This is a genomic window from Alteromonas sp. a30 (genome assembly GCF_026788005.1).
In the GTDB taxonomy this organism is placed as follows: Bacteria; Pseudomonadota; Gammaproteobacteria; order Enterobacterales; family Alteromonadaceae; genus Paraneptunicella.
In genome coordinates this window covers 20,077-41,947 of sequence record NZ_JABEPE010000011.1, presented here as the reverse complement: position 1 = coordinate 41,947, position 21,871 = coordinate 20,077, and the positions used below count along the sequence as shown (strand labels likewise).

Sequence of the window (21,871 nt, the reverse complement as noted above, 5' to 3'; positions counted from 1 at the left end):
GAAATTATTTATACTAAGCGGTATATTGTTGTTCCATCCAGCCTTCAACAATTAAACAAGCTGAAACGCTATCTATCTTGCCTTTTTCTAGTTTTTTAAAGCCACCAAGTTCAAATAAACGGGCTTTTGCGTCTGCTGTTGTCAGGCGTTCGTCGTAGGTTTCGACGGGCACTTTAAATTTATTGTGTAGACGATTTCCGAATTTTTTTGCAGAGAAGGTCATTTGCTGGGTTGTACCGTCCATGTTGAGCGGTAGGCCAACGACGACAATGTGTGGTTGCCATTCCTTGTACAATGCAGCAATGCTGTCCCAGTTAGGGATGCCATCTTTAGCGGGAATAGCGGTAAGGGGCGCGGCAGTGCCCGTGACTTCTTGGCCGATAGCAACACCAATGCTTTTTTTGCCAAAATCAAATCCTAAAATACTGCGACTTAACTGCGTCAAGGTGGTTCCTTAAAGAAAACTAAGATAAATGCTTAAAATAAAAACAGGTGCCGAAATGGGCACCTGTCTTTGCGATAAGTTAATGTTGTTTAGCGTTTAAGCGTGTCCAACGTGTGGCGATAAGCGCCAAATATCAATACCAATTTTATTAATAGCGGCTTGCCACTTATCTTCAATTGGTGTTTTAAACAGGATTTCTTTGTCGGCTTCAACGGTCAACCAAGAGTTTTCTTCCAGCTCTCGCTCTAGTTGACCAGCATCCCAACCGGCATACCCTAAGGCAACGATAGAATCTTCAGGGCCATTATCGTTGCCAATCACATCAAGAATGTCTTTAGATGTGGTGATCATGATTTCAGAATTTAACCGTAAGCTTGAGTTCCAACCGACTTGAGTTGAGTGCAAAATAAACCCTCTGTCTCTGCTTACCGGACCGCCCATCATAACAGGGTTATCGGCACGGAAACGGTCGACTTCTCCACTGGTTTCGGTCATTTTCATCAGCTCTTCCAATGACATACCAGCAAGTTGATTAACTACAATTCCCATCGCCCCTTTCTCATTATGCTCAAAAAGGTAGGCAACAGACCGTGAAAAATACGATCCTTCTTGCGAAGGCGTAGCTATAAGCAAATGATTTTGAAGGCTTTTGTGCATAATCGACCTTTTAATATGAATGTTGGGTTGAACATCTCATCTTCGGTTTAACTATAGCTTTATTTGGGGGTTTTGAGATATTTTTCAATAGCGTCAAATAATTTGCCCGTAATATCGATGTCGAATGCCGCTTCAATTTCCTGAACGCAAGTGGGGCTAGTAACGTTAATTTCGGTAATTTTGTCACCAATAACGTCCAGTCCAATGAAAAATAGGCCCTGTTCTCGCAGTATCGGTGCTACGGCTTCAGCCAGTTTGCGGTCGCTCTCGGAGATAGGCTGAGGGCGACCTGTTCCTCCTGCGGCAAGGTTTCCGCGAGTTTCACCAGCGCTGGGTAGGCGTGCCAAGCAGTAGGGCATGACTTCGCCATCGACAATTAAAATACGTTTATCGCCGTCTTTTATTTCAGGCATGTATTCTTGGAACATGGCGTAACGTGTATTGTGAGCAGTGAGGGTTTCAATGATGACGCCTAAGTTGTTGCCATCTTCTTTTACGCGGAAAATAGAGGCGCCGCCCATACCATCAAGTGGTTTACAAATGATGTCTTTGTGTTTCGCATGGAAGGCTTTAATTAAGGCGGTGTTTTGGGTAACAAGCGTGTCGGGGATTAAATCTGGGAAATACGAAGTGGCGAGTTTCTCGTTAAAATCGCGTAATGCTTGGGTTTTGTTAACAACTAAAGTGCCTCGTAATTCTGCTTGCTGCAATATTTGCGTGGCATATAGAAATTCGCTGTCGAATGGTGGATCTTTACGCATCAAAATAACATCAAGGGTTTCTAAAGCGATGTCTTGTTGCTCGCCTAATTGGTAGAAATTGCTAGGGTCACGTTGAACCGACAATGATTGCGTGAGCGCATGTGGGTGGCCTTTATCAAGATACAAGCCTGACATTTCAATGTAAAACAGCTCATAACCGCGTTTTTGCGCTGCTAACAGCATGGCGAAGCTGGTGTCTTTCTTGATGTTGATGTCCGCGATAGGGTCCATCACAATACCGAGTTTGATGCTCAAGTTGCTATCCTCTTAATCTATTTTGATGCCTACCTTTGAATAGGCGCATTTCTCAGTATTTCAATACTGCTAGCCTGAGAAATCATGTAACAAATTGCATGATGTTAATGTGTTATAAGTCGCCAAAATGACTTTGCAAGACACTAATTGCAGCCAAAGCGGCGGTTTCGGTTCTGAGTACACGAGGACCAAGCAGCGCAGGGGTAAATCCACTTTCACCACTTTGATAAATCTCACTTTCTGATAAGCCACCCTCCGGGCCTATGAGCAAGCGAAAACCATGTTGGTCTGGCCTAAGATCTTGCATGCGTTTTTCTGCTTGTGGATGCAGTGTAATACGTAGCTGCTGGGTGGATTGTTGTTGCCACTCTTGTAAAGGAATAGGCTCATGTAAAATAGGTAAGGTGTTACGACCACACTGCTCGCAGGCCGAAATGATGACTTTTTGCCAATGTTGGTGTTTTTTCTCCCAACGCTCGGCGTTGAGTTTAATTGGGCAGCGTTCAGTAATGAGTGGAGTGATTTCCTTGACGCCTAGTTCCACCGATTTTTGCAGCACAAAATCCATACGTTCACCTTTGGAAATGCCTTGTCCTAGGTGAATGGGTAAAGGTGATTCAACACTGATGCTTAGTTGGGTTTCCACAAACGCGGTGGCGTGGCGTTTGGATTCAACGCGCAATGATGCTGAATATTCGTTGCCATCTCCATTAAAAAGGATGATGGGGTGTCCGTCTTTTAGGCGTAAAACAGTAAGTAAGTGTTTACATGCATCAGCGCTCAAGGCTTGATGTTTATCAATGAAAATTGGGTCAGGAATAAATACTCTAGGGATTCGCATGATGTCTTATTTTTAGCGTTTAAGCTGGGCGCATACTGTGGCATTCTTGACGCCTCTTGTAAATAACTGAGAAGCGCAGATGCAATACGTGATTGAGGTCAGCGGGTTAACAAAATCATTTAGTGATGTACTGGCTGTCGACAATATTAGCTTCGATGTCAAAAAAGGTCAGTGTTTTGGTTTGCTTGGGCCAAATGGTGCAGGTAAAACAACAACTATCGAGATGCTCGAAGGCATTGTTGAACCGAGTAAAGGCAGTATTTGTTATTTCGGTGAGCCGATAAGTAAAGCCGCGTTGGCTCGAGTCGGAATTCAGTTTCAGAATACGGCATTGCAAAGTTATCTAACCTGTAGAGATACCCTAAAACTCTTTTCTTCGTTTTACGATGATCCTGTGTGCCAAGATGAGTTAATCGAAATCTGCCAATTAGGCGATTTTATTGATCGTTTTCATAGCAAATTATCTGGGGGGCAGAAACAGCGGTTACTGTTGGCTTTGGCGTTAATTAATAACCCCGAAGTGATTTTTTTAGATGAACCGACAACAGGGCTAGACCCCCATGCGCGTCGGCTCTTTTGGGATTTGATAAATCGTATTAAATCTCAAGGGAAAACCATCGTGCTTACCACGCATTATATGGACGAGGCGGAGTTTCTGTGTGATGAAATTGTTATTATGGCACAAGGCCAAATTATTGAGCGAGGCAACCCGCAGTCATTACTTAGCCAGCACTTTTCTGATGCGTTAATTCGTATATCACCACAGACACTGCCAGCGCCAATTTCAACAGATTATGATTGGCTTAAAAGCGAGATGTATTATGAAACGTCAACGCAAGATATTGAAGCCACCTTATCGCAGTTAACCCAAGCCAATGTGTCGCTTAAAGGCATGCATATCAAGTCGGCAAATTTGGATGACTTATTTATGAAATTGACCGGACAAAAACTAGAGGAGGAAGCATGAGTGCTTTAACAAGTACATGGAAGCGCATTTTCGCTGTATTTAAAGCGCGTAATCTCGAGTTTTTCCGTGATAAAGGCTCATTGGGGTGGTCTTTGGTGATGCCAATTATCATTATTATTGCTATTTCTGCGGCTTTTGATGGCGATGGAAAAGCACAGTACAAAGTCGGTGTGATGCACGGCATGCCTGATGTCATTCAGGAGCCCGCATTAGCGCATGAAAATGAATCTGAAAAGGTCGGGTTTTTTGCATTGAAACATGTGGAGTTTGTTCCATACGAAGATTTGACGCTAGCGCAAATCAAAGTGCAACGTCACAGTATCGACTTGTTAGTTGACTGGCAGTCAAAGCAATATTGGGTGAACCAAACTTCACCTAAAGGTTACGTGATTGAACAGTTGTTGCTGGGGCAGACTGTGGATTATCAGCGCCAAGTGTTAACAGGAAAGGAGGTGCGTTATATCGACTGGTTGATCCCCGGTATTTTGGGCATGAACATTATGTTTGGCAGTTTGATGGGAGCATCTTATGTTATTGTTCGTTACCGTAAAAATTCAGTATTGAAACGATTAAAAGCCACACCCTTAACGGCCACCGAATTTATGATAGCGCAAGTGTTTTCTCGTTTGTTTATTGTGGTGAGCATGGCTTCTATCGTGTTTACTCTTTGCAATTTTATCTTCGATTTTTACATGCTTGGTAGCTATTTAACGTTACTTATTGTGGCCGTGAGCGGGGCTTTATGCCTGATTTCGTTAGGGTTACTGATTTCGTGTCGAAGCCAAAGCGAAGAACTTGTGGCAGGCATTTCCAATTTTACTACGTGGCCCATGATGTTGTTGTCAGGCGTATGGTTTTCACTCGAAGGCGCATCTGATTTTGTGGTTGGGTTAGCGCAAATTTTCCCGCTGACTCACATGTTGAATGCCGCCAGAGCCGTGATGACCGATGGCGCTGGACTTGCTGATCTGCACTATGAATTGGGGTTATTGCTTGGGTTAAGTGTAATTTTCATTGCAACGGCGGGTTACTTCTTTAAATGGGAAGGGGAAGGGCGTTAAAAGAGTATTGATAAGAGGTATGAATAAAAGCGCTAACAGCGATAGGGCTCCTTGACCCTTCGCTTTCAAGGGGCGTAACCTTACTTCTAGGCCCTTCTATTCAGAATATTGATTGAAAATATAGGTTGTTGCATGTCTCCCATTTCTCGAAAACTTGTTAGTCTCGATATGCTTCGAGAGGATATGCTTGAGGCATCGGAGAATGCAAATCATGAAGTGAATGCTGTTTACCTGAAAATGCTGAGCCAGTATTTATCACAATGTCAGTCTTTGATGGTGGAAGCCGAAGCGTTAAGCGACCACGTTTTTATTGAAGCGATTGAGGCGTCTGGAACGCATTTGCATATTCTCAATAAACAAATGTTACGAGTCCAGATTCGGTTATTGGAATACGTGCTTGATTATTATTCAGCAACGCAAAAAGCAGGGAAAATTCAGCAATCTGAGTTTGATAGTTATGCCGACAAGCGCTTAGGTTTGCTGCAAACCCGAGCGATAAAGGCTCGAAATCAGTTTCGTATTGTAGCAGAAGCGATGGGAGCACAGGATTTAGCTGCTTTTTTAGAAGCCGCCTGCTTGAGTCCAAATGATTGGAGCTGGCAAGCGCTTGGCTTCTCACAATAATAAACAACACCTCGTTAGCATTTATAACGTGCACTGAGGACGGTTACGGGTGCTGTTATAATGTTGCAGGGCAGGTTTCATGTTTGCCTTTAATTGTTCAATACGCGTTGTCGGAGCCGGGTGCGTTGATAAGAACTCTAATGGCGCATTACCGCCACTGGCTTTTTCCATGTTTTGCCATAAGGTAACAGAGGCTTGCGGATTAAAGCCCGCTTTTGCCATTAAATCTAAGCCAATTAAGTCCGCTTCGGTTTCGTGGGTGCGACTAAAGGGGAGTTGTACACCCACTTGTAAGCCAACTCCGATGGCCGACATAATTTCTTTGCTGCTGCCAACTTGTTGAGTATCTAAAATTTGGCTAGTGACCTGCATTCCCAAATTAATTAACGTGCCAGATGACATGCGCTCGTTACCATGTTCGGCAATAACATGCCCCACTTCATGACCAATCACTGCTGCGAGTTGGTCTTGTGTAGTCGCTACATTTAATAACCCTGTATACACCCCGATTTTTCCACCGGGCAAAGCAAAGGCATTAATTTGCTCATCATCAAATACCACAACTTCCCATTCCCCCGAGAAAACATGCTTTGGTACTTGTGGCGTGATATGACGGGCAACACAATTGACATATTTAGATTCGCGGGAGTTGGGTAAGGTTTTCGATTCTTTTTTAATACTATCGAACGCCTGTCGGCCCATTTCATCCATTTGTGCAGCGCCATAAAACTTAAATTGATTCCTGCCTGTTGGCGATTTTGCACATGATGTAACAAGGAGAAAAAGGCTCAATACGAAAACGGTTTTGGCGATGAAACTTGGTTTGGACATATGGCTTCGTTCCTCTGAGTGTCCGCTGATGTGAATCCTATATTTTAGCAAGGTTAAAATATAGGGTGTAAAAGAACCGGAAATAGGCGTATTTATTTTATCTCAAGAATGCGGTTAATTGAGTGTCACCTCTACGCCGTTTAGGATACAGAAGCGTCATACATAGCAAGAGGTGACGGTCGGTTTATACACCGTCAAGTAACGGTATATATGCATTTACACAACAGTATTGCGGTTAGGCTTCAAGGCTAACCTGTTCTTGAATAGTTTCGAAGCTATGCGTAATTTCAACGGCTTCTTTCAGCATGATAGAAACTGAGCAGTATTTTTCCATTGAAAGGTTGACGGCTCTTTCTACCTGCTTTTCTGATAAGTCTTTTCCTGTTACCACAAAGTGCATGTGGATTTTGGAAAAAATAGCAGGTACCGCATCTACACGCTCACCTTCTAATTTGACTTCAACGCCAGTGATTGCTTGTCTGGCCTTTTCTAAAATCATAACGATGTCGATAGAGGCACAGTTGCCTGCACACATCATGACCATTTCCATGGGGGAGGCGCCTTTCTCTTTGCTGCCATCCATAATGACTTTGTGTCCGTTTTCGGTTGTGCTTTCAAAGCACAACCCATCTTGCCATTTCACAGTTGCTTGCATGTTTGGTCCTGTCTTTAGGTTGATAACGACTACTTAAATAAATTGCCGGAAAATACTGCTCACAGCTATTCGAAGCGGGGATTATAACCAGTTTGTAATAGGATTGGCGACGCCCTTTGCGATTTCATACTTGAAGGACATTATTTTGGATACTGTATTTAGGGTCAGTTAGATAATCCTAATTAATTTTATATCTTCGCTTATCAAGTAGGTTCGACATCAAACCCATTTGTTAAGCTGGGAAGACACATATGAGTATTAAAAATAATTTCCTTAAAACGACGTTGGCACTAGCAGTGTCATTGTCACTATCTGGCTGTTTTTCAGACGGAGACGATGGAGCGCAAGGTCCTCAGGGTCCTCAAGGGGAGGTAGGTGCTCCTGGTGCTGATGGGCAAGATGCGCCCACAGGTATCAGCCTATCTTTAGTTGGACGAACGGAGTTAAATCCGGGTAATCCACTAGGTGCTGCTGAGATAGTTCAATATCACGCAGCAAGCAATACGATTTTTGCCATAAATAATGCGGTTGGTACGCCAAGCCTTGGAATGGTCGACATTTCTAGCTTGCCTTCATCAGCAATTGACAATCCTCTTACTGCAAACAACCTCAATGCAACATCGCTAAGCTTGGAAACAACGGCTAACGGTATTGCTTTAGGTGGCCCAACGAGCATCGCTGTTTATGGCGATATGTTAGCGGTAGCGGTTCCTGCTGCTGCGCATAATGAGACTGGGGCAGTGTTGTTCTACACAAGTCTAGAATCAGGTTCTCCTGAATTTGTAAAGGCTGTTGCCGTTGGTTACTTGCCTGATATGGTGACATTTACACCAGATGGCTCAAAAGTATTAGTGGCCAATGAAGGTGAGCCCGCAGGTGATTATAGCTTCGATCCAGAAGGTAGTGTTTCTGTGATTTCTATTGCTGATGGCGTCCCCGCTGATACGGCAACGGAAATTAACTTCCAAGATTATAATGGCGCGCAAGCAATGCTCGAAGAGCAAGGCATGCATTTCCCGAATCCAAATGGGCGCATCATTAATGATAATTTAGTTTCGGTTTCCGTCGCGCAAGACTTAGAGCCTGAATATATCACGGCAACAAACACAAAAGCCTACGTGACGCTTCAAGAAAACAACGGTTTGGCAATTATTGATTTGGAAAGCAATAGTGTTGAAATAGTTGGTCTTGGCTTTAAAGACTGGTCCTTGTGGCAGTTGGATGGAACCGAAGATGGCCGTGTTAGTTTTGGTCAGTACCAAGACGTTTATGGCGTTTATCAACCAGATAGCATCGCAAGTTACCAATGGAGTGGTGCGGACTTTTTAATCACCGCTAATGAAGGTGATGCGCGTGAATATTACTTCGACACATTAGATGAGCAAGGCGTTCAAAACGAAGAACTGTGTATCTTTGCTGGTGGTCAAAGCTTTGATCAGGAAAGAGGCTGTTTGTCTTATTCTGAAGAAGTGAAAGCACAAGAGCTAGATTATGTATTCGATTCGAACTTAGGTCGTATTGCCAATGGTAATCCAGCGGATGTTGATTTTGCGGCATTCCAGTTAGGTGACTTGCGTGTGACCTCGGTATTGGGCGACCAAAATGGTGACGGCGTACAAGACGCTATTTTTGCGTACGGTGGACGTTCTTTCACTATTTGGGACCAAAACGGTTTACCTGTTTTTGATTCAGGCGATGATTTTGAACGCATTACAGCCTCTGTTCACGGACGGGCTTTCAATAATGAAGGCGGCGAGAATGCGGGTGACTCTCGTTCTGCAAATAAAGGTCCTGAGCCTGAAGCGTTGGCTGTTGGTCAAGTCGGTGAGCGCACATATGCTTTCATTGGCTTAGAACGAATGGGTGGCATTTTTGTTTATGATGTGACAAACCCATATGACACAAACTTTGTTGATTACATCATTAACAGAGATACAACTGAAGGTGCGGACGCATTAGGCGACTTAGCGCCAGAAGGTATGACATTTGTTCCTGCGGCAGACAGTCCAAGTGGTAATGCACTGTTAGTTGTAGGCAATGAAGTGAGTGGTTCGGTATCAGTTTGGCAAATTGCTGAGCAATAGCGTTCCATCGTATTGAGTGTGTTGTGTTAAGGTCGCCAATCGGCGACTTTTTTTTATTGAGTTGAGAGCCATTCCATTGCACTTTCTTCTTCTTCGAAAGGGCGTAGGTTCAAGTCATGCCGAGAAAGAAAGCTTTCGAATAATGCTTTTTGTAAAGACGTAGTGGTCACAGAAGCGATGGCTCTACAGCCATTCTCTAGGCTCCAAAAGAATCCTTGCTCTATTCCTCGTATAACTTCATGATCGCCAAAGGTATTTTCATCAGGATAATCGAGTCTTATCCACGACGTATTATTGGCCTTGGCAACTTCTGCTTTGAGTTGTTCAAAACTGGTATCGACACCTTCAATATTAAAAGGACCAATGGCTCTCACAATGAGAATATTGCCAATCCAGCTGAAATGGGTTTCACCGTGTGGATCCTGATAATAAGTGCGGTTTAGTCTTTGATACATCGTTGGTTTTGTCTTGTTTGCATACTAAAAAGTATAGCAAGCGCATTTTTATTGTCGTTGTTATTTGCTCTTATTTTGGTGGGCTAAAACGAAAAAAAGAGACAAACTCGGTTTATCTCTTTTTTTGAGGCTGTTTATATTAAATAAATACGATTTAAACAGTATTAATTAGCGACATTTGTGCTTTCGAATATTTTATCTGCGGAAGCGGCTACAAATCCCGTATAAATTTTTCCGTTAGGTAATTCGTAGCGTTGTGCAAATTCATAAAAGCAGCTTGGAATGGTTTTTACCGCATCTTTAAATTGCACATCTATTTTGTCTGCCATTGTGGAAGATTGCGCCAAAAATACCTCTTGACCACCTTTAATTTCTCCACCAGAAGTATTTAATACAAATCCTGCATCTTTTAATGCCTGATTGACAGCGGCTAATTCATGATAGTGCTGCATGTGATTAATGCTTACGGTGAAGTGATTGGCGCGATAGCCCCACGCTGCCATCCAAGCTGCGTATTCTGACTCTGCTAATAGCGTTTCGTATTCTTCTGTGGTGACTTGCCAGTGTGGGCCAGAGTATAAGAAGCTTTCTTGTTGGCTTGCATTATCTGCAACTTGCGCAACCATATTACGAATAATATTTTGTGTGGTTTCAGAAAACGCTTCCACTAAAAGCTCGCTGATGAAAACTTTCGGTTTTGTTGTGTCAGCGTGTTCAAAGTGTTTAGCTTTTAACTTTTTTTGCTCAAAGTCATATTGCCCTTTTTCTTCATAACCTAATGCTAGGAAATGAGCAGCAAGTTTGTCTAAATTTACTTTTTCGATATTAAATGTTCGAAAAGCGACATGATCATTAATTAGTGTATCGCCTTCACCTAGTAGGCGATGAACTTTTTCGGCAGAGGGTGTCACGCTTAAGTAATTTTGCCAAAGGTTTTCAAATAAAGTATCGATATTTGTGTGCATACGTCGAGAAATCTATCCAGCTAAAATTAGACAAACTCATGCTTGTCGGAGTAAGTATATAAGGCGCGCATTATATGCAAATAAGATTAAATTAACAGCAGTTTTGCCAGCGAAACGGTTTATTTATAATCTGATTTTTAAGCATGTAACTAAATTGTTTTATGAGGTGTTTATTTGTTGTATTTTTGTTAATTTATTGTGTCGGAAAGTGAGGTGTTAATATATTTCTATATTGTGATTCTAATTTTCTATGATAGAAGAGTGTAGGAATTGTCATATTGTTTAATAAACAGGTTTGGCGTTTTTGATAGGGGTGTTTTCCTTTTAATTTTTACTTAATATCTAACTCGGTTTTTCGATAATATTCATAATAAACAATAAAACTTTTTTATTGTTTATTAGCGAGAATAAAATTCAACAATAACGCATTTTTTAACCATTAAAAGGTGGTTTTAGAGTGATGTTAACCTGACTATAAAATAATAGAGATGGTAAATTAATACTCTAAAAGTGATGTTTTTGAAGGGGTGTTGTGTGAATAAACTCACTAAGTTAGAATCGATTGCTGCCGAGTCAAAAGTGGTAGAGATAGCATCAAAAAAAGTGTAATAAAATGCTGTTTTCTATATGGAAGAAATTGGTTTATCAATAACAATGTAATTTTATTGAAACCCTCTCATGTTATTTAATATCTGATTTATTTTTCATAGAGTAAAAACATTTTCATTCTACACTTTGGGTATAGTTGATTAACGAATTACTGAAGCAAATTGATGCAAAAACTCGGTTCTGTTAAAGCCTATCCGTTTGATTATTCAGTTTTTCTGGACTTACTGATGCAACGTAACTATTGAGTTTCCTTCTGGTTGTTAAGTCATGTTCTCCTGCTTTATTTTAGTTATAGCGTAAAAGTTCAATGCTTAAGTCCAGTCTTGATTTCTTTTTGTTTGTCTTTTGCAATATATTTTCACGTTAGACCTCTTTCTATTTTTATGAGTGTATTGTGGAGCAGAAAAATCCGCATGGCGTGAATTGATTAATAACGCTCCAAGTAGGGTAGAGCTTCAGAAAGTCAGTATGAGCTTGCGTTAAATTAATGAATGCGGCGAAAAAACCGATAAGTTAAATAAACTACAGTAGCGAATTGATTCTGTTTTAAGTGTTTATCTATTTTGGCTACTTTTAGTTCAATATAACGATAATTTTCCTGATGAGATTTAAAGGATTTAATAATAATAATGTTTACTAAACTACGTTTTGCCGCCGCCGTAATGGCGGTTTCTGGTTTTATACCCACCTGCTCTTATGCTGCAAATGGTGTTATCGGCTTGGATAACGGTATCGACTTAACACCCAGCATCACACTTGGCTACTGGAATAACGACAATATTACTGCCTCTGAGTTTAATCGTTCCAGCAGTGGTGAAGCGAGAATGCGTGCAAATGTGCTAGCCGAACTTAAACAAGGCCGAACTGAATACAGTCTCAATTACAACGGTGTGTTGGGTCGCTACGATGATTCAGAAAATAATTATGATGATCATCAATTAAATTTGGGTATTAGCACAGTCGCCTCATCTACAAGTGAACTCTCGGGCAGCTTTCATTACGCGCGTTTACACGAAGCAAGAGGAACGGGCTTAAGCCAAGGTTTGGCAGAGTTAATCAATACCCCTGTTGAGTTTGATAATTTAGGTTTTGATCTGAATTGGAAATACAGCTTTTTAGCCGAACGCTTTTGGATGGAAGCGGCGCTTAGCTATTTGGAAAAAGAATATCAAAATGCCGAAGTTTTAAGCGCAAATCTTGATAATGACCAATTGCAATCTCAGGTGTCATTATTTTGGCGTACAGGCAACGAGAGTAGCATTTTTGTTCAAGGACGCCATACATTAATTGATTATGATGATGATTCCCTTGAAGAATTTACGCGAGACGGAAACGATTATCGCCTGCTTGCAGGGTTGCGTTGGAGTCGCGGAGCCCTTGGATACGGTAGCCTCGGCTTCGGATTTCAGAAAAAACAATTTGATAGTGCGTTACGTGAAGAATTCAACGGGTTCTCTTGGGAGGTAAAGTTGGCATGGAATCCGCTAGAAAGACTTGGCTTTGAGGTTGAAAGCAGTCGAGCGTCGGTAGAACCACCGTTAAATGGTGATTACGTTCGTCAAATTTCTCACGCGCTATCAATGGGGTACAACGTATCCGAGAGGATTCGACTGACCAGTTATATTGATTATGCCGATCTTCGATTTGTTGGCATTGAGCGTGATGAAGAAAAGACGAACTTCGGCGTAGGGTTAGTTTATGCGTTCCGATCCAATATTTCTGTTGAGCTAACAGCAAAAAGACAAGATAACGATTCAAATTTAGATGGTTATTCTTACGAGCAAAACGTGATTGGGTTGGATGTTACTTTAGGGTTGAAATAATCAATGAGGTTACGCTGTTCAATTCTTCTTTTGTGGGGATTGCTTTGTATCAGCTTTGCTGCCTTTTCGGCGGATGATTATATTTTGGGGGCCGGGGACCAGATTGAAATCCGTGTTTACGGACACCCCGATCTCACGACTAAATCAACGTTAGGGTCGGATGGTTTTATCACGTTTCAATTTGTGGGTGAACTGCCAGCCCAAGGTTTGACCGTAAACCAACTTTCAAATCGCATTCAATCAGGGTTAGCGGATGGCTATATTGTTAATCCACTAGTATCGATAAACATAGTCAAATACCGGAATTTTTATATTCAAGGTGAGGTAGAGCGTCCGGGTGGATATGCGTTTGAACCGGGCATTAATATCAGCAAAGCCATTGCCTTAGCTGGTGGCTTAACTGATAGAGGATCAAAAAACAAAATTGATCTTATTTCACAAAAAGCGCCAGATAAAAAAACAGAGTCAGTTGCTTTAGACACTGCGGTTAATGCTGGTGACATCATTGTCGTTGGTCAACGGTTTTTCTAATTTAGGTTGTTTAGATGAGTACCAATAATGACAGTCACAATATAGACTCATATGAGTTTATCGACTTGTTCGATATATGGCGTGTTTTAATGCGCTATAAATTCTATATTGTTGGATTTGTCAGTATTGTTGCAGTGCTGGCTGTGCTCGCTGTTGGCAAAATTACTCCCACCTATATCGCGACCGCCACTTTGCTCCTGAAAGAGAAAAAAGAGAGCATGTTTAGTCTTCCCGGCGGATTTGATTTAGGTCTCAATAATGATGAGACAATCGTTACCGAAATGGAGGTGTTAAGCTCTCGCAACATGATGACGCAAGTCATTGACGAATTAAATTTGGCTGAGGAGCCCGCTTTTGCTGGGCAATTGAATAAACCCGGATACATACAGCAGCTAATAACGTTTATGACGTCAACATTGGGTGCTCCTGAATCTCAACCTGAGCCTTCCCCACCGACTGAAAAACAACTCGACACTAAGCAATTTCAAATGCTTGGGTTATTCAACCGCGATCTTTCAGTTAGCAGCATCCCTCAAACTCGTATGATAACGGTCAGTTTTGAATCTAGCTCTCCTGAGTTAGCGCGTGATGTGGCAAATACGCTGGCAGAATTGTATATCGAGCGAAATGAAAGAATTTTTAAAGATGATGCGGAAAGAGAATCGCAATGGCTAGATGAGCGTCTATACCAAATGCGTGTGCAGATGCAGGATCTAGAGCAAAATATTTCAGATTTCTTGGAAAGTAATGATCTTATTGTCACCAACGGCGTGTCGGGATTAAGCGCAGGAAAAGTAAAACAGTTGAAATCCCAAGTGCTAAAAGAGCAGCAGCGAAACTTGGAGTTATCAATCATCAACACCGTTGTTGAAGAAGCGGGTATGAAAGGCATCTCGGCGCTACTTAGTATCGACTACGTTGTGAAAAACCCCACTATTCAGTCACTTCGACACAGTGAAATGCAAGTTCAGCAGAAAGTGAACGAATTATCGACGCTTTATGGTCAAAAGCATCCCAAGATGATTGCCGCACAATCCGAGCTAAAACAGGCACATTATAATGTAATGTCAGAATTGCGTTCTATGGCAGCAAACGCAAAGACGAATTTAAATGCCTCTAATGAAGTGCTTAAGGAGCTTAAAGCCGAGCTGAAAATGGCGCGTCAGGAGCACCAACAAAACCAAAAACTGGAGAATAAATTTATTCGTTTGACGCGGGAAATTGATTCCAGCCGAGAGCTCTACGACAAGCTTTTACAACAATCACTACACAATCGACTTGCCACGGCCTCTCATGTAGGCATTGCTAGTATTATTGACCCCGCTATTGCGCCTCCTTTCCCCGCGAAACCGAAAAAGAAGGTATTAGTCGGAATTGCCATTATTTTGGCGTTAGCCGCCTCGGTGATCATGATTCTGATCATTGATGCAATGACCAACAATAGTTTCAGGAGTGCTAACGACGTTTCTCGTTACCTCGACGTGCCGCTATTGGGAATTATGCCCAAAATTAAAAATGGAAAAACCGAGCGCTCTCTAGGAGAAAGGGAGCACAAACGTTTCTTGGAGGCAATAAGAACAGTTAAAACCAATCTGTTATTGCAACTAAGGCAAGATCCGAATAAAAAATTGATAGCAGTCACATCAACATTTGTGGGCGAGGGCAAGTCTTTGCTGGCCAAGAGTCTCGCTGAGTCGTTGTGTCGTCAAGGAAAGGTGTTGTTAGTGGATGCTGATTTGCGGCGACCTTCTCTTGGTCAAGGCTTAGGCGTACCTGAAAACCATCCTGGGTTGGCTGACCTTCTTAAAGGGGAAGCCAGCTTTATTGATTGTGTTTATATGGATGAAGCAACGGGATTGGCCTTTTTGCCTGCGGGAAATTTATGTGACGATCCCCTAGACCTGCTTTTTTCCCCACGCTTTCATTTACTGTTAAAGCGGCTTAAGCAACACTACAAATACGTTATTTTAGATAGTGTACAAGCAGAAGCCGTGAGTGATGCGTTTGTCATCGCAAAGAAAGTCGATTCACTGGTTTATGTCGTTAAAGCAAATAGTACCAAGCGAGAGCAGGTTGTTACTTTGTTTGATCGATTGAGAAGTCAAGGCGCGAGTGTGAGTGGCGTGGTTGCCACCCAAGTTGATGTACATAATCGCCAGAATAAAGAGCGCTTCGCCAATTACTATGACTTTGATAGTTTAATGGTGAAAAAATCTAATGGGGCTTGCTTCTAAGCGATTAATCTCGCCGCTTCAATTTCAATGGCACTTCATTTCATCATTTTCTAGCTTCAAATACTGACCATTCCCCATTCCCCATTCCCCATTTTGCAGTGCATTGATAAAAGTGCGTTATCCAATGGCTTTAGGTTAATCAATTGGAGCGGAGCAAGTGGAGAGAGGCATAAATAAAAAAGGCCCGACAAGCGGACCTTTAAGGTATTCTAAATTCTATCGACTTCTATTTAGCGGCAGCAGCTAATGCCTCTGCTTTGTCGGTTGCTTCCCAAGGGAATTCTTCGCGACCAAAGTGCCCGTAAGCCGCAGTGCTTTGGTAAATGGGCTTTTCAAGGTCAAGCATCTTGATAAGGCCATAAGGACGCAAGTCGAAGTGCTCTCTTACCAATGCAGTTAGTGCTTCGTTGTCCAATTTACCTGTGCTGAAGGTTTCTACGCTGATAGAGGTTGGCTCAGCAACACCTATCGCATAAGACACTTGAATTTCACAGCGCTCAGCAAGGCCCGCAGCAACAATATTCTTGGCTACGTAACGACCAGCATAAGCCGCTGAGCGGTCTACTTTTGAAGGATCTTTACCAGAGAATGCACCACCACCGTGACGCGCCATACCACCATAGGTATCTACGATAATTTTACGACCAGTTAAACCACAGTCACCCATTGGCCCACCGATAACGAAACGGCCTGTTGGGTTAATGAAGTATTTGGTTTTATCTGAGATTAAAGAAGTCGGTAGCACCGGCTTAATAATTTCTTCCATCACCGCTTCTTGCAGTTCTTTCAGGTCAATGGAATCACAATGTTGAGTGGAAAGCACAACCGCATCAACTGCAACAGGCTTGCCATCTTCATAAACAAAGGTGACTTGGCTTTTAGCGTCTGGGCGTAACCACGGTAATGTGCCATCTTTACGCACTTCCGCTTGGCGCTTCACCAAACGGTGAGAATAAGTGATGGGAGCAGGCATTAGGACATCCGTTTCATTACTGGCGTAACCAAACATCAAACCTTGGTCTCCCGCGCCTTGTTCTTCTGGACGAGAACGATCAACGCCCTGATTAATATCAGGCGACTGCTTACCAATGGTGTTTAATACAGCACACGAATCGGCATCGAAGCCCATATCTGAATGCGTGTAACCAATATCTCTTACTGTCTTACGAACCAGTTCTTCTATATCAACCCAAGCAGACGTAGTAACTTCACCGCCTACCATCACCATACCGGTCTTAACGTAAGTCTCGCAAGCAACACGAGCTTTTGAATCCTGCTCTAGGATGGCATCGAGGACCGCATCAGAGATCTGATCGGCGATTTTATCTGGATGACCTTCAGAAACGGATTCTGAAGTAAATAATTGTCGAGCCATATTTATCTTCCTAAATTATTCAACAATGACAAAATTTTCTACATTCTAAAGAAGCTGACTAGAATTACCAGTGTATGCTTCTAGACGTCTAAATGTCTAATACTATTTTTGTACGGTATTCGATACAAAAGTCATGAGAAATTTTTGTCTGGGAGGGGAAATTCTCTTATTTGGTCAATTTTTATCATTATGTATAAATGATTATTTTGAATATTGCAGATCAAGCATTGCAGATAGGGTGAGTCTGAGTAAAATTGACGCAGCGCAGAGCCTTACCTCACATAGCAAGTTCAAAACGAAGAAAAATACCAAACTTCATGGTCGCTCAACCGTTGATCTTTCAGATTAATGAAATTCCCATTTGGGGAAATGCGCTTATTATTAATTATATGTTTCCGTATTTATGAAGGAGAACCCCATGCCAACACGTAGAGAACTCGCCAATGCTATTCGCGCTTTAAGTATGGACGCAGTCCAGCAAGCTAAATCTGGACACCCTGGAGCGCCAATGGGTATGGCGGACATCGCACAAGTGTTATGGGGAGACTTTTTAAACCACAGCCCAACCAATCCAGAATGGGCGAACCGCGATAGATTCGTTCTCTCTAATGGACACGGTTCTATGTTGGTTTACTCCTTGCTGCATTTAACAGGTTATGAATTACCTATTGAAGAACTGAAAAACTTCCGTCAATTGCATTCAAAAACACCGGGCCATCCTGAATATGGTTATGCGCCGGGGGTTGAAACGACGACTGGCCCATTAGGACAAGGCATTAGCAACGCTGTGGGTATGGCGATAGCTGAAAAAGCATTAGCCGCTCAATTCAACCGTCCTGACCACGACATTATCGACCACTTCACCTACGTATTCATGGGTGATGGCTGTTTAATGGAGGGTATTTCTCATGAAACTTGTGCGCTAGCGGGCACACTTGGCTTAGGTAAATTAGTTGCGTTTTGGGATGACAACGGTATTTCCATTGATGGTGAAGTGGAAGGTTGGTTTACCGATGACACGCCTGCTCGTTTTCGAGCTTACGGTTGGCAGGTGATTAGCGATATTGATGGTCATGATCCAGAGCAAATTAAAACCGCCATTGAGGAAGCGAAAGCAGACCAAACTCGCCCAACGTTAATCTGTTGTAAAACTGTTATTGGTTTCGGTTCACCGAACAAGCAAGGTAAAGAAGATTGTCACGGTGCACCATTAGGTGAAGACGAAATTGCTCTAACACGCAAAGCATTAGGATGGGAATACGGCCCGTTTGAAATTCCAGAAGAATACTATTCTGCATGGGATGCGAAGATAAAGGGTGACGAAGCAGAAGCCGATTGGAATCAACAATTTGCTGCCTATCGTCAAGCTTACCCTGAATTAGCAATCGAGCTAGAGCGTCGTTTACACGGCGAGCTTCCTGAATCTTGGAGCGACGCCGCTGATGCCTACATTGCTGAATTACAGGCGAACCCAGCCAATATCGCTTCACGTAAAGCAAGCCAAAACAGTTTAGAAGCATTCGGCCCTATTCTCCCTGAATTAATGGGGGGCTCTGCTGATTTAGCCGGTTCTAACCTCACCATTTGGTCTGGCTCTAAAGGGTTAACCAAAGACGATGCCAACGGAAACTACATTTATTACGGTGTACGCGAATTTGGTATGTCAGCCATTATGAATGGTATTGCCTTACACGGTGGATTTAAGCCTTACGGTGCAACCTTCCTCATGTTTATGGAATATGCGCGTAATGCTGTGAGAATGGCAGCACTAATGAAGTTGCCAGCCTTATTCGTTTATACTCATGATTCTATTGGGTTAGGTGAAGATGGCCCCACGCATCAACCGGTAGAGCAAATTGCTTCACTACGCATGACACCGAATCTAGACAACTGGCGTCCATGCGATCAGGTTGAGTCAGCAGTTGCATGGAAAGTCGCTATTGAACGCACTGATGGTCCATCGACCCTTATTTTCAGCCGACAGGGTTTAGCTCAGCATGAGCGTTCTGCCGAGCAGCTCGCCAATGTCGCTAAAGGTGGTTACATCCTATGTGATTGCGATGGTCAGCCAGAACTTATTCTTATTGCCACGGGATCAGAAGTGTCTATTGCGGTTGACGCATACAAAGCGCTGACTGAACAAGGTAAAAAAGTACGCGTTGTTTCCATGCCTAGTACCGATGTATTTGAAAAGCAGGATGCTGCCTACAAAGCAGCAGTGTTGCCAGCGACGGTAACAAAACGTATTGCTGTTGAGGCGGGTATTCGTGACTTCTGGTTCAAGTATGTTGGTTTAGAAGGTGAAATCGTAGGTATGGATACTTTTGGCGAGTCAGCGCCGGCTGGCGACTTGTTTAAGCATTTTGGTATAACGGTAGATGCCGTGCTTGAGCATGCGAACCGTTTGCTTGCGTAAATCGTAAATTATAGCGCCCGATATTTCGGGCGTTTTTGATCGAAAAATGGGAAAACACAATCGGATGATAAACGTCGCCATTAATGGGTTTGGTCGTATCGGTCGAAGTATTGTTAGGGCTTTGTATGAATCAGGGCGAAATCAACAGATCAATGTTGTGGCAATTAATGAACTTGCAGAACCAGAAGGCATTGAACATTTGTTGAAATACGACACCAGCCACGGGCGTTTTGCTTTTCCTGTGTCAAGGCAGGATGATGTGCTCACCGTTGCTGGTGACGACATTCAGTTACTACGTTGTGAAAGTATTGCTTCGCTTCCTTGGGAAGAGTTAAACGTGGATGTGGTGCTAGAATGCACTGGTGTACATTCCTCGAGAGAAGCGGGTGAATTGCACATTGAGCAAGGCTCAAAAAAGGTCTTGTTCTCCCAGCCTTGCCAGCCGGATATGGATGCAACGGTGATAATGGGTATTAACGAAAATAAACTAAAACCTGAGCACCGAATCGTATCAAACGGCTCTTGCACTACTAATTGTATCGTGCCTGTTATCCAAGTGTTAGACGATGCTTTTGGTGTTCATAGTGGCACTATTACCACGATTCATGCATCCATGCATGATCAGCAAGTGATAGATGCTTATCATCCAGACTTAAGGCGAACACGTGCTGCAAGCCAATCTATTATTCCAGTCGATACTAAGCTCGCAGCAGGTATTCAACGTATTTTGCCCAAATTTGCTGGGCGTTTTGAAGCCATTGCTGTGCGCGTACCAACGATTAATGTTACCGCAATGGATTTAAGCGTTACTCTGAATCAAAATGTCAGTGTTGACGCGGTTAACCAAGCCCTACGTGAGGCCAGTATAAATACACTTCCTGGCATTTTAGACTATACCGAAGAACCTTTAGTATCAGTCGATTTCAACCATAATCCCCATTCTTGCATCGTCGATGGCACACAAACCCGAGTTAGCCATGGTCAGCTAGTGAAAACACTGGTTTGGTGTGATAACGAGTGGGGATTTGCGAACCGGATGTTAGATACAACGCTCGCACTAATGAATTAACGTAAACAGATTTTTTTGAGGTTGCCATGTCAATAATCAATATGTCCGATTTAGAGCTTGCTGGAAAGCGAGTGCTTATTCGTGAAGATTTAAATGTGCCTGTGAAAGATGGGAAAGTGACTTCCGATGCTCGCATTAAAGCGTCTTTGCCTACTATGATAAAAGCCCTGGAAGCGGGTGCAAAAGTGATGGTGATGTCCCATTTAGGGCGGCCAACAGAAGGGGAATACGACGTTGCGTTTTCAATGCAGCCCGTTGTAGAGCACTTGTCCTCTTTATTAGATTTCCCTGTGCGTTTAGTCAAAGATTACCTTGATGGCGTTGAGTTGGAAGCTGGCGAATTAGTGGTACTCGAAAATGTGCGTTTTAACCAAGGTGAGAAAAAAAACGACGAAGCGTTATCTAAACAGTATGCAGCGTTATGTGATGTGTATGTGATGGATGCTTTTGGTACGGCCCACCGCGCTCAGGCATCGACACATGGTGTTGGGCAATTTGCGCCAGTAGCCTGCGCAGGTCCCTTGCTACAAGCCGAATTAGAAGCATTAGGGAAAGCATTAAAAGAGCCCGCTAGACCGCTATTGGCGATCGTCGGAGGCTCAAAAGTTTCCACAAAACTCACGGTTTTAGAATCGTTATCAACCAAGGTGAATCAATTGATAGTTGGTGGCGGCATTGCAAATACCTTTATTGCTGCTCAAGGCCACAACGTAGGTAAGTCTTTGTATGAAGCCGATTTGATTCCAGAAGCGAATCGTTTAATGGTTGCCGCGAAAGAGAATGGTGCCGAAATTCCAGTACCTGTGGATGTGGTCACAGGTAAAGCATTTAGTGAAACCACGCCTGCAGAACTAAAGAGTGTGGCCAATATTGCTGATGATGACATGATTTTCGATGTGGGCCCGAATACGTCAGAACAGTTAGCGGCAATGATTAAGTCGGCAGGCACCATTGTGTGGAATGGGCCTGTAGGCGTGTTTGAATTTGATCAATTTGCCGAGGGAACACAGTCATTGGCGCAAGCAATTGCTGACAGTGAAGCATTCTCTATTGCTGGAGGGGGAGATACCCTTGCCGCGGTAGATAAGTATAATATCGCCGATAAAATATCGTATATTTCCACTGGTGGTGGTGCCTTCTTAGAATTCCTAGAAGGGAAAGAGTTACCAGCAGTTGCGATGCTAGAGCGTCGTGGACGAGCTTAAGATTAGAT

The 21,871-nt window shown here is 42.9% G+C and carries 19 protein-coding genes; 10 read left to right on the top strand and 9 right to left on the bottom strand.

Features of this window, described 5'->3' with window-relative positions; genetic code table 11:
* Positions 1–13 precede the first annotated feature (13 nt).
* The 4 genes from ruvX to HJG39_RS11885 form a co-directional block, all read right to left on the bottom strand.
* Complete coding sequence (ruvX, locus tag HJG39_RS11900; RefSeq protein WP_268409453.1) at positions 14–445, bottom strand: Holliday junction resolvase RuvX; 432 nt, start codon at positions 443–445, stop codon at positions 14–16.
* Between the two features lie 96 nt (positions 446–541).
* A complete protein-coding gene (locus HJG39_RS11895) occupies positions 542–1,102 on the bottom strand; it encodes a YqgE/AlgH family protein (protein WP_268409452.1) in 561 nt (186 codons plus the stop codon).
* Between the two features lie 59 nt (positions 1,103–1,161).
* Positions 1,162–2,118 (bottom strand): glutathione synthase, encoded by a 957-nt coding sequence (gene gshB / locus HJG39_RS11890; protein ID WP_268409451.1) that lies wholly within the window; start codon positions 2,116–2,118, stop codon positions 1,162–1,164.
* Between the two features lie 112 nt (positions 2,119–2,230).
* Positions 2,231–2,959 carry a 16S rRNA (uracil(1498)-N(3))-methyltransferase gene (locus HJG39_RS11885; RefSeq protein WP_268409450.1) on the bottom strand — a complete coding sequence of 243 codons (729 nt, stop codon included), beginning with the start codon at positions 2,957–2,959 and terminating at the stop codon, positions 2,231–2,233.
* Positions 2,960–3,038: 79 nt separating this feature from the next.
* Between HJG39_RS11885 and HJG39_RS11880 the strand changes: the two genes are divergently transcribed.
* From HJG39_RS11880 to HJG39_RS11870, 3 genes are all read left to right on the top strand, one after another.
* Entirely contained in the window at positions 3,039–3,926 is an 888-nt protein-coding gene (locus tag HJG39_RS11880; RefSeq protein WP_268409449.1) for an ABC transporter ATP-binding protein, read from the top strand.
* Positions 3,923–4,987: an ABC transporter permease gene (locus tag HJG39_RS11875; protein WP_268409448.1), complete on the top strand. Its 1,065-nt coding sequence runs from the start codon at positions 3,923–3,925 to the stop codon at positions 4,985–4,987. The genes HJG39_RS11880 and HJG39_RS11875 overlap by 4 nt, the downstream gene beginning before the upstream one ends.
* A gap of 132 nt (positions 4,988–5,119) precedes the next feature.
* Positions 5,120–5,611 (top strand): hypothetical protein, encoded by a 492-nt coding sequence (locus tag HJG39_RS11870; RefSeq protein WP_268409447.1) that lies wholly within the window; start codon positions 5,120–5,122, stop codon positions 5,609–5,611.
* Between the two features lie 21 nt (positions 5,612–5,632).
* On the opposite strand, the gene HJG39_RS11865 is transcribed toward HJG39_RS11870, so the two are convergent.
* Both HJG39_RS11865 and HJG39_RS11860 read right to left on the bottom strand, forming a co-directional pair.
* Entirely contained in the window at positions 5,633–6,442 is an 810-nt protein-coding gene (locus tag HJG39_RS11865; RefSeq protein ID WP_268409446.1) for a M48 family metallopeptidase, read from the bottom strand.
* A 235-nt stretch (positions 6,443–6,677) separates the two neighbouring features.
* A complete protein-coding gene (locus tag HJG39_RS11860) occupies positions 6,678–7,097 on the bottom strand; it encodes an OsmC family protein (RefSeq protein ID WP_268409445.1) in 420 nt (139 codons plus the stop codon).
* 251 nt (positions 7,098–7,348) lie between these two features.
* Between HJG39_RS11860 and HJG39_RS11855 the strand changes: the two genes are divergently transcribed.
* On the top strand, positions 7,349–9,181 hold the full coding sequence (locus tag HJG39_RS11855) for a choice-of-anchor I family protein (RefSeq protein ID WP_268409444.1): 1,833 nt from the start codon (positions 7,349–7,351) through the stop codon (positions 9,179–9,181).
* A gap of 53 nt (positions 9,182–9,234) precedes the next feature.
* Here HJG39_RS11855 and HJG39_RS11850 read toward each other — a convergent pair whose 3' ends face one another.
* Both HJG39_RS11850 and HJG39_RS11845 read right to left on the bottom strand, forming a co-directional pair.
* Positions 9,235–9,636 (bottom strand): hypothetical protein, encoded by a 402-nt coding sequence (locus HJG39_RS11850; protein WP_268409443.1) that lies wholly within the window; start codon positions 9,634–9,636, stop codon positions 9,235–9,237.
* A 164-nt stretch (positions 9,637–9,800) separates the two neighbouring features.
* Positions 9,801–10,601, bottom strand: a complete 801-nt coding sequence (locus tag HJG39_RS11845) for a DUF1338 domain-containing protein (RefSeq protein WP_268409442.1) — start codon at positions 10,599–10,601, stop codon at positions 9,801–9,803.
* Between the two features lie 1,238 nt (positions 10,602–11,839).
* On the opposite strand from HJG39_RS11845, the gene HJG39_RS11840 reads away from it, so the two are divergent.
* Genes HJG39_RS11840 through HJG39_RS11830 form a run of 3 tightly spaced genes read left to right on the top strand, consistent with a single transcriptional unit; the run spans position 11,840 to position 15,798 of the window.
* On the top strand, positions 11,840–13,033 hold the full coding sequence (locus HJG39_RS11840) for an outer membrane beta-barrel protein (RefSeq protein WP_268409441.1): 1,194 nt from the start codon (positions 11,840–11,842) through the stop codon (positions 13,031–13,033).
* A gap of 3 nt (positions 13,034–13,036) precedes the next feature.
* Complete coding sequence (locus tag HJG39_RS11835) at positions 13,037–13,564, top strand: polysaccharide biosynthesis/export family protein (protein WP_268409440.1); 528 nt, start codon at positions 13,037–13,039, stop codon at positions 13,562–13,564.
* A gap of 14 nt (positions 13,565–13,578) precedes the next feature.
* Positions 13,579–15,798 carry a GumC family protein gene (locus tag HJG39_RS11830; protein ID WP_268409439.1) on the top strand — a complete coding sequence of 740 codons (2,220 nt, stop codon included), beginning with the start codon at positions 13,579–13,581 and terminating at the stop codon, positions 15,796–15,798.
* A gap of 226 nt (positions 15,799–16,024) precedes the next feature.
* Here HJG39_RS11830 and metK read toward each other — a convergent pair whose 3' ends face one another.
* The gene (gene metK, locus HJG39_RS11825) at positions 16,025–17,173 is read right to left on the bottom strand and encodes a methionine adenosyltransferase (RefSeq protein WP_268409438.1); all 1,149 of its coding nucleotides are present in this window, start codon (positions 17,171–17,173) and stop codon (positions 16,025–16,027) included.
* 418 nt (positions 17,174–17,591) lie between these two features.
* Here metK and tkt point away from each other — a divergent pair, with 418 nt between their 5' ends.
* From tkt to HJG39_RS11810, 3 genes are all read left to right on the top strand, one after another.
* Entirely contained in the window at positions 17,592–19,589 is a 1,998-nt protein-coding gene (gene tkt / locus HJG39_RS11820) for a transketolase (protein ID WP_268409437.1), read from the top strand.
* A 64-nt stretch (positions 19,590–19,653) separates the two neighbouring features.
* Positions 19,654–20,658: an erythrose-4-phosphate dehydrogenase gene (gene epd / locus HJG39_RS11815; RefSeq protein WP_268409436.1), complete on the top strand. Its 1,005-nt coding sequence runs from the start codon at positions 19,654–19,656 to the stop codon at positions 20,656–20,658.
* Between the two features lie 26 nt (positions 20,659–20,684).
* Entirely contained in the window at positions 20,685–21,863 is a 1,179-nt protein-coding gene (locus tag HJG39_RS11810; protein ID WP_268409435.1) for a phosphoglycerate kinase, read from the top strand.
* The last annotated feature ends 8 nt before the right edge of the window (positions 21,864–21,871 follow it).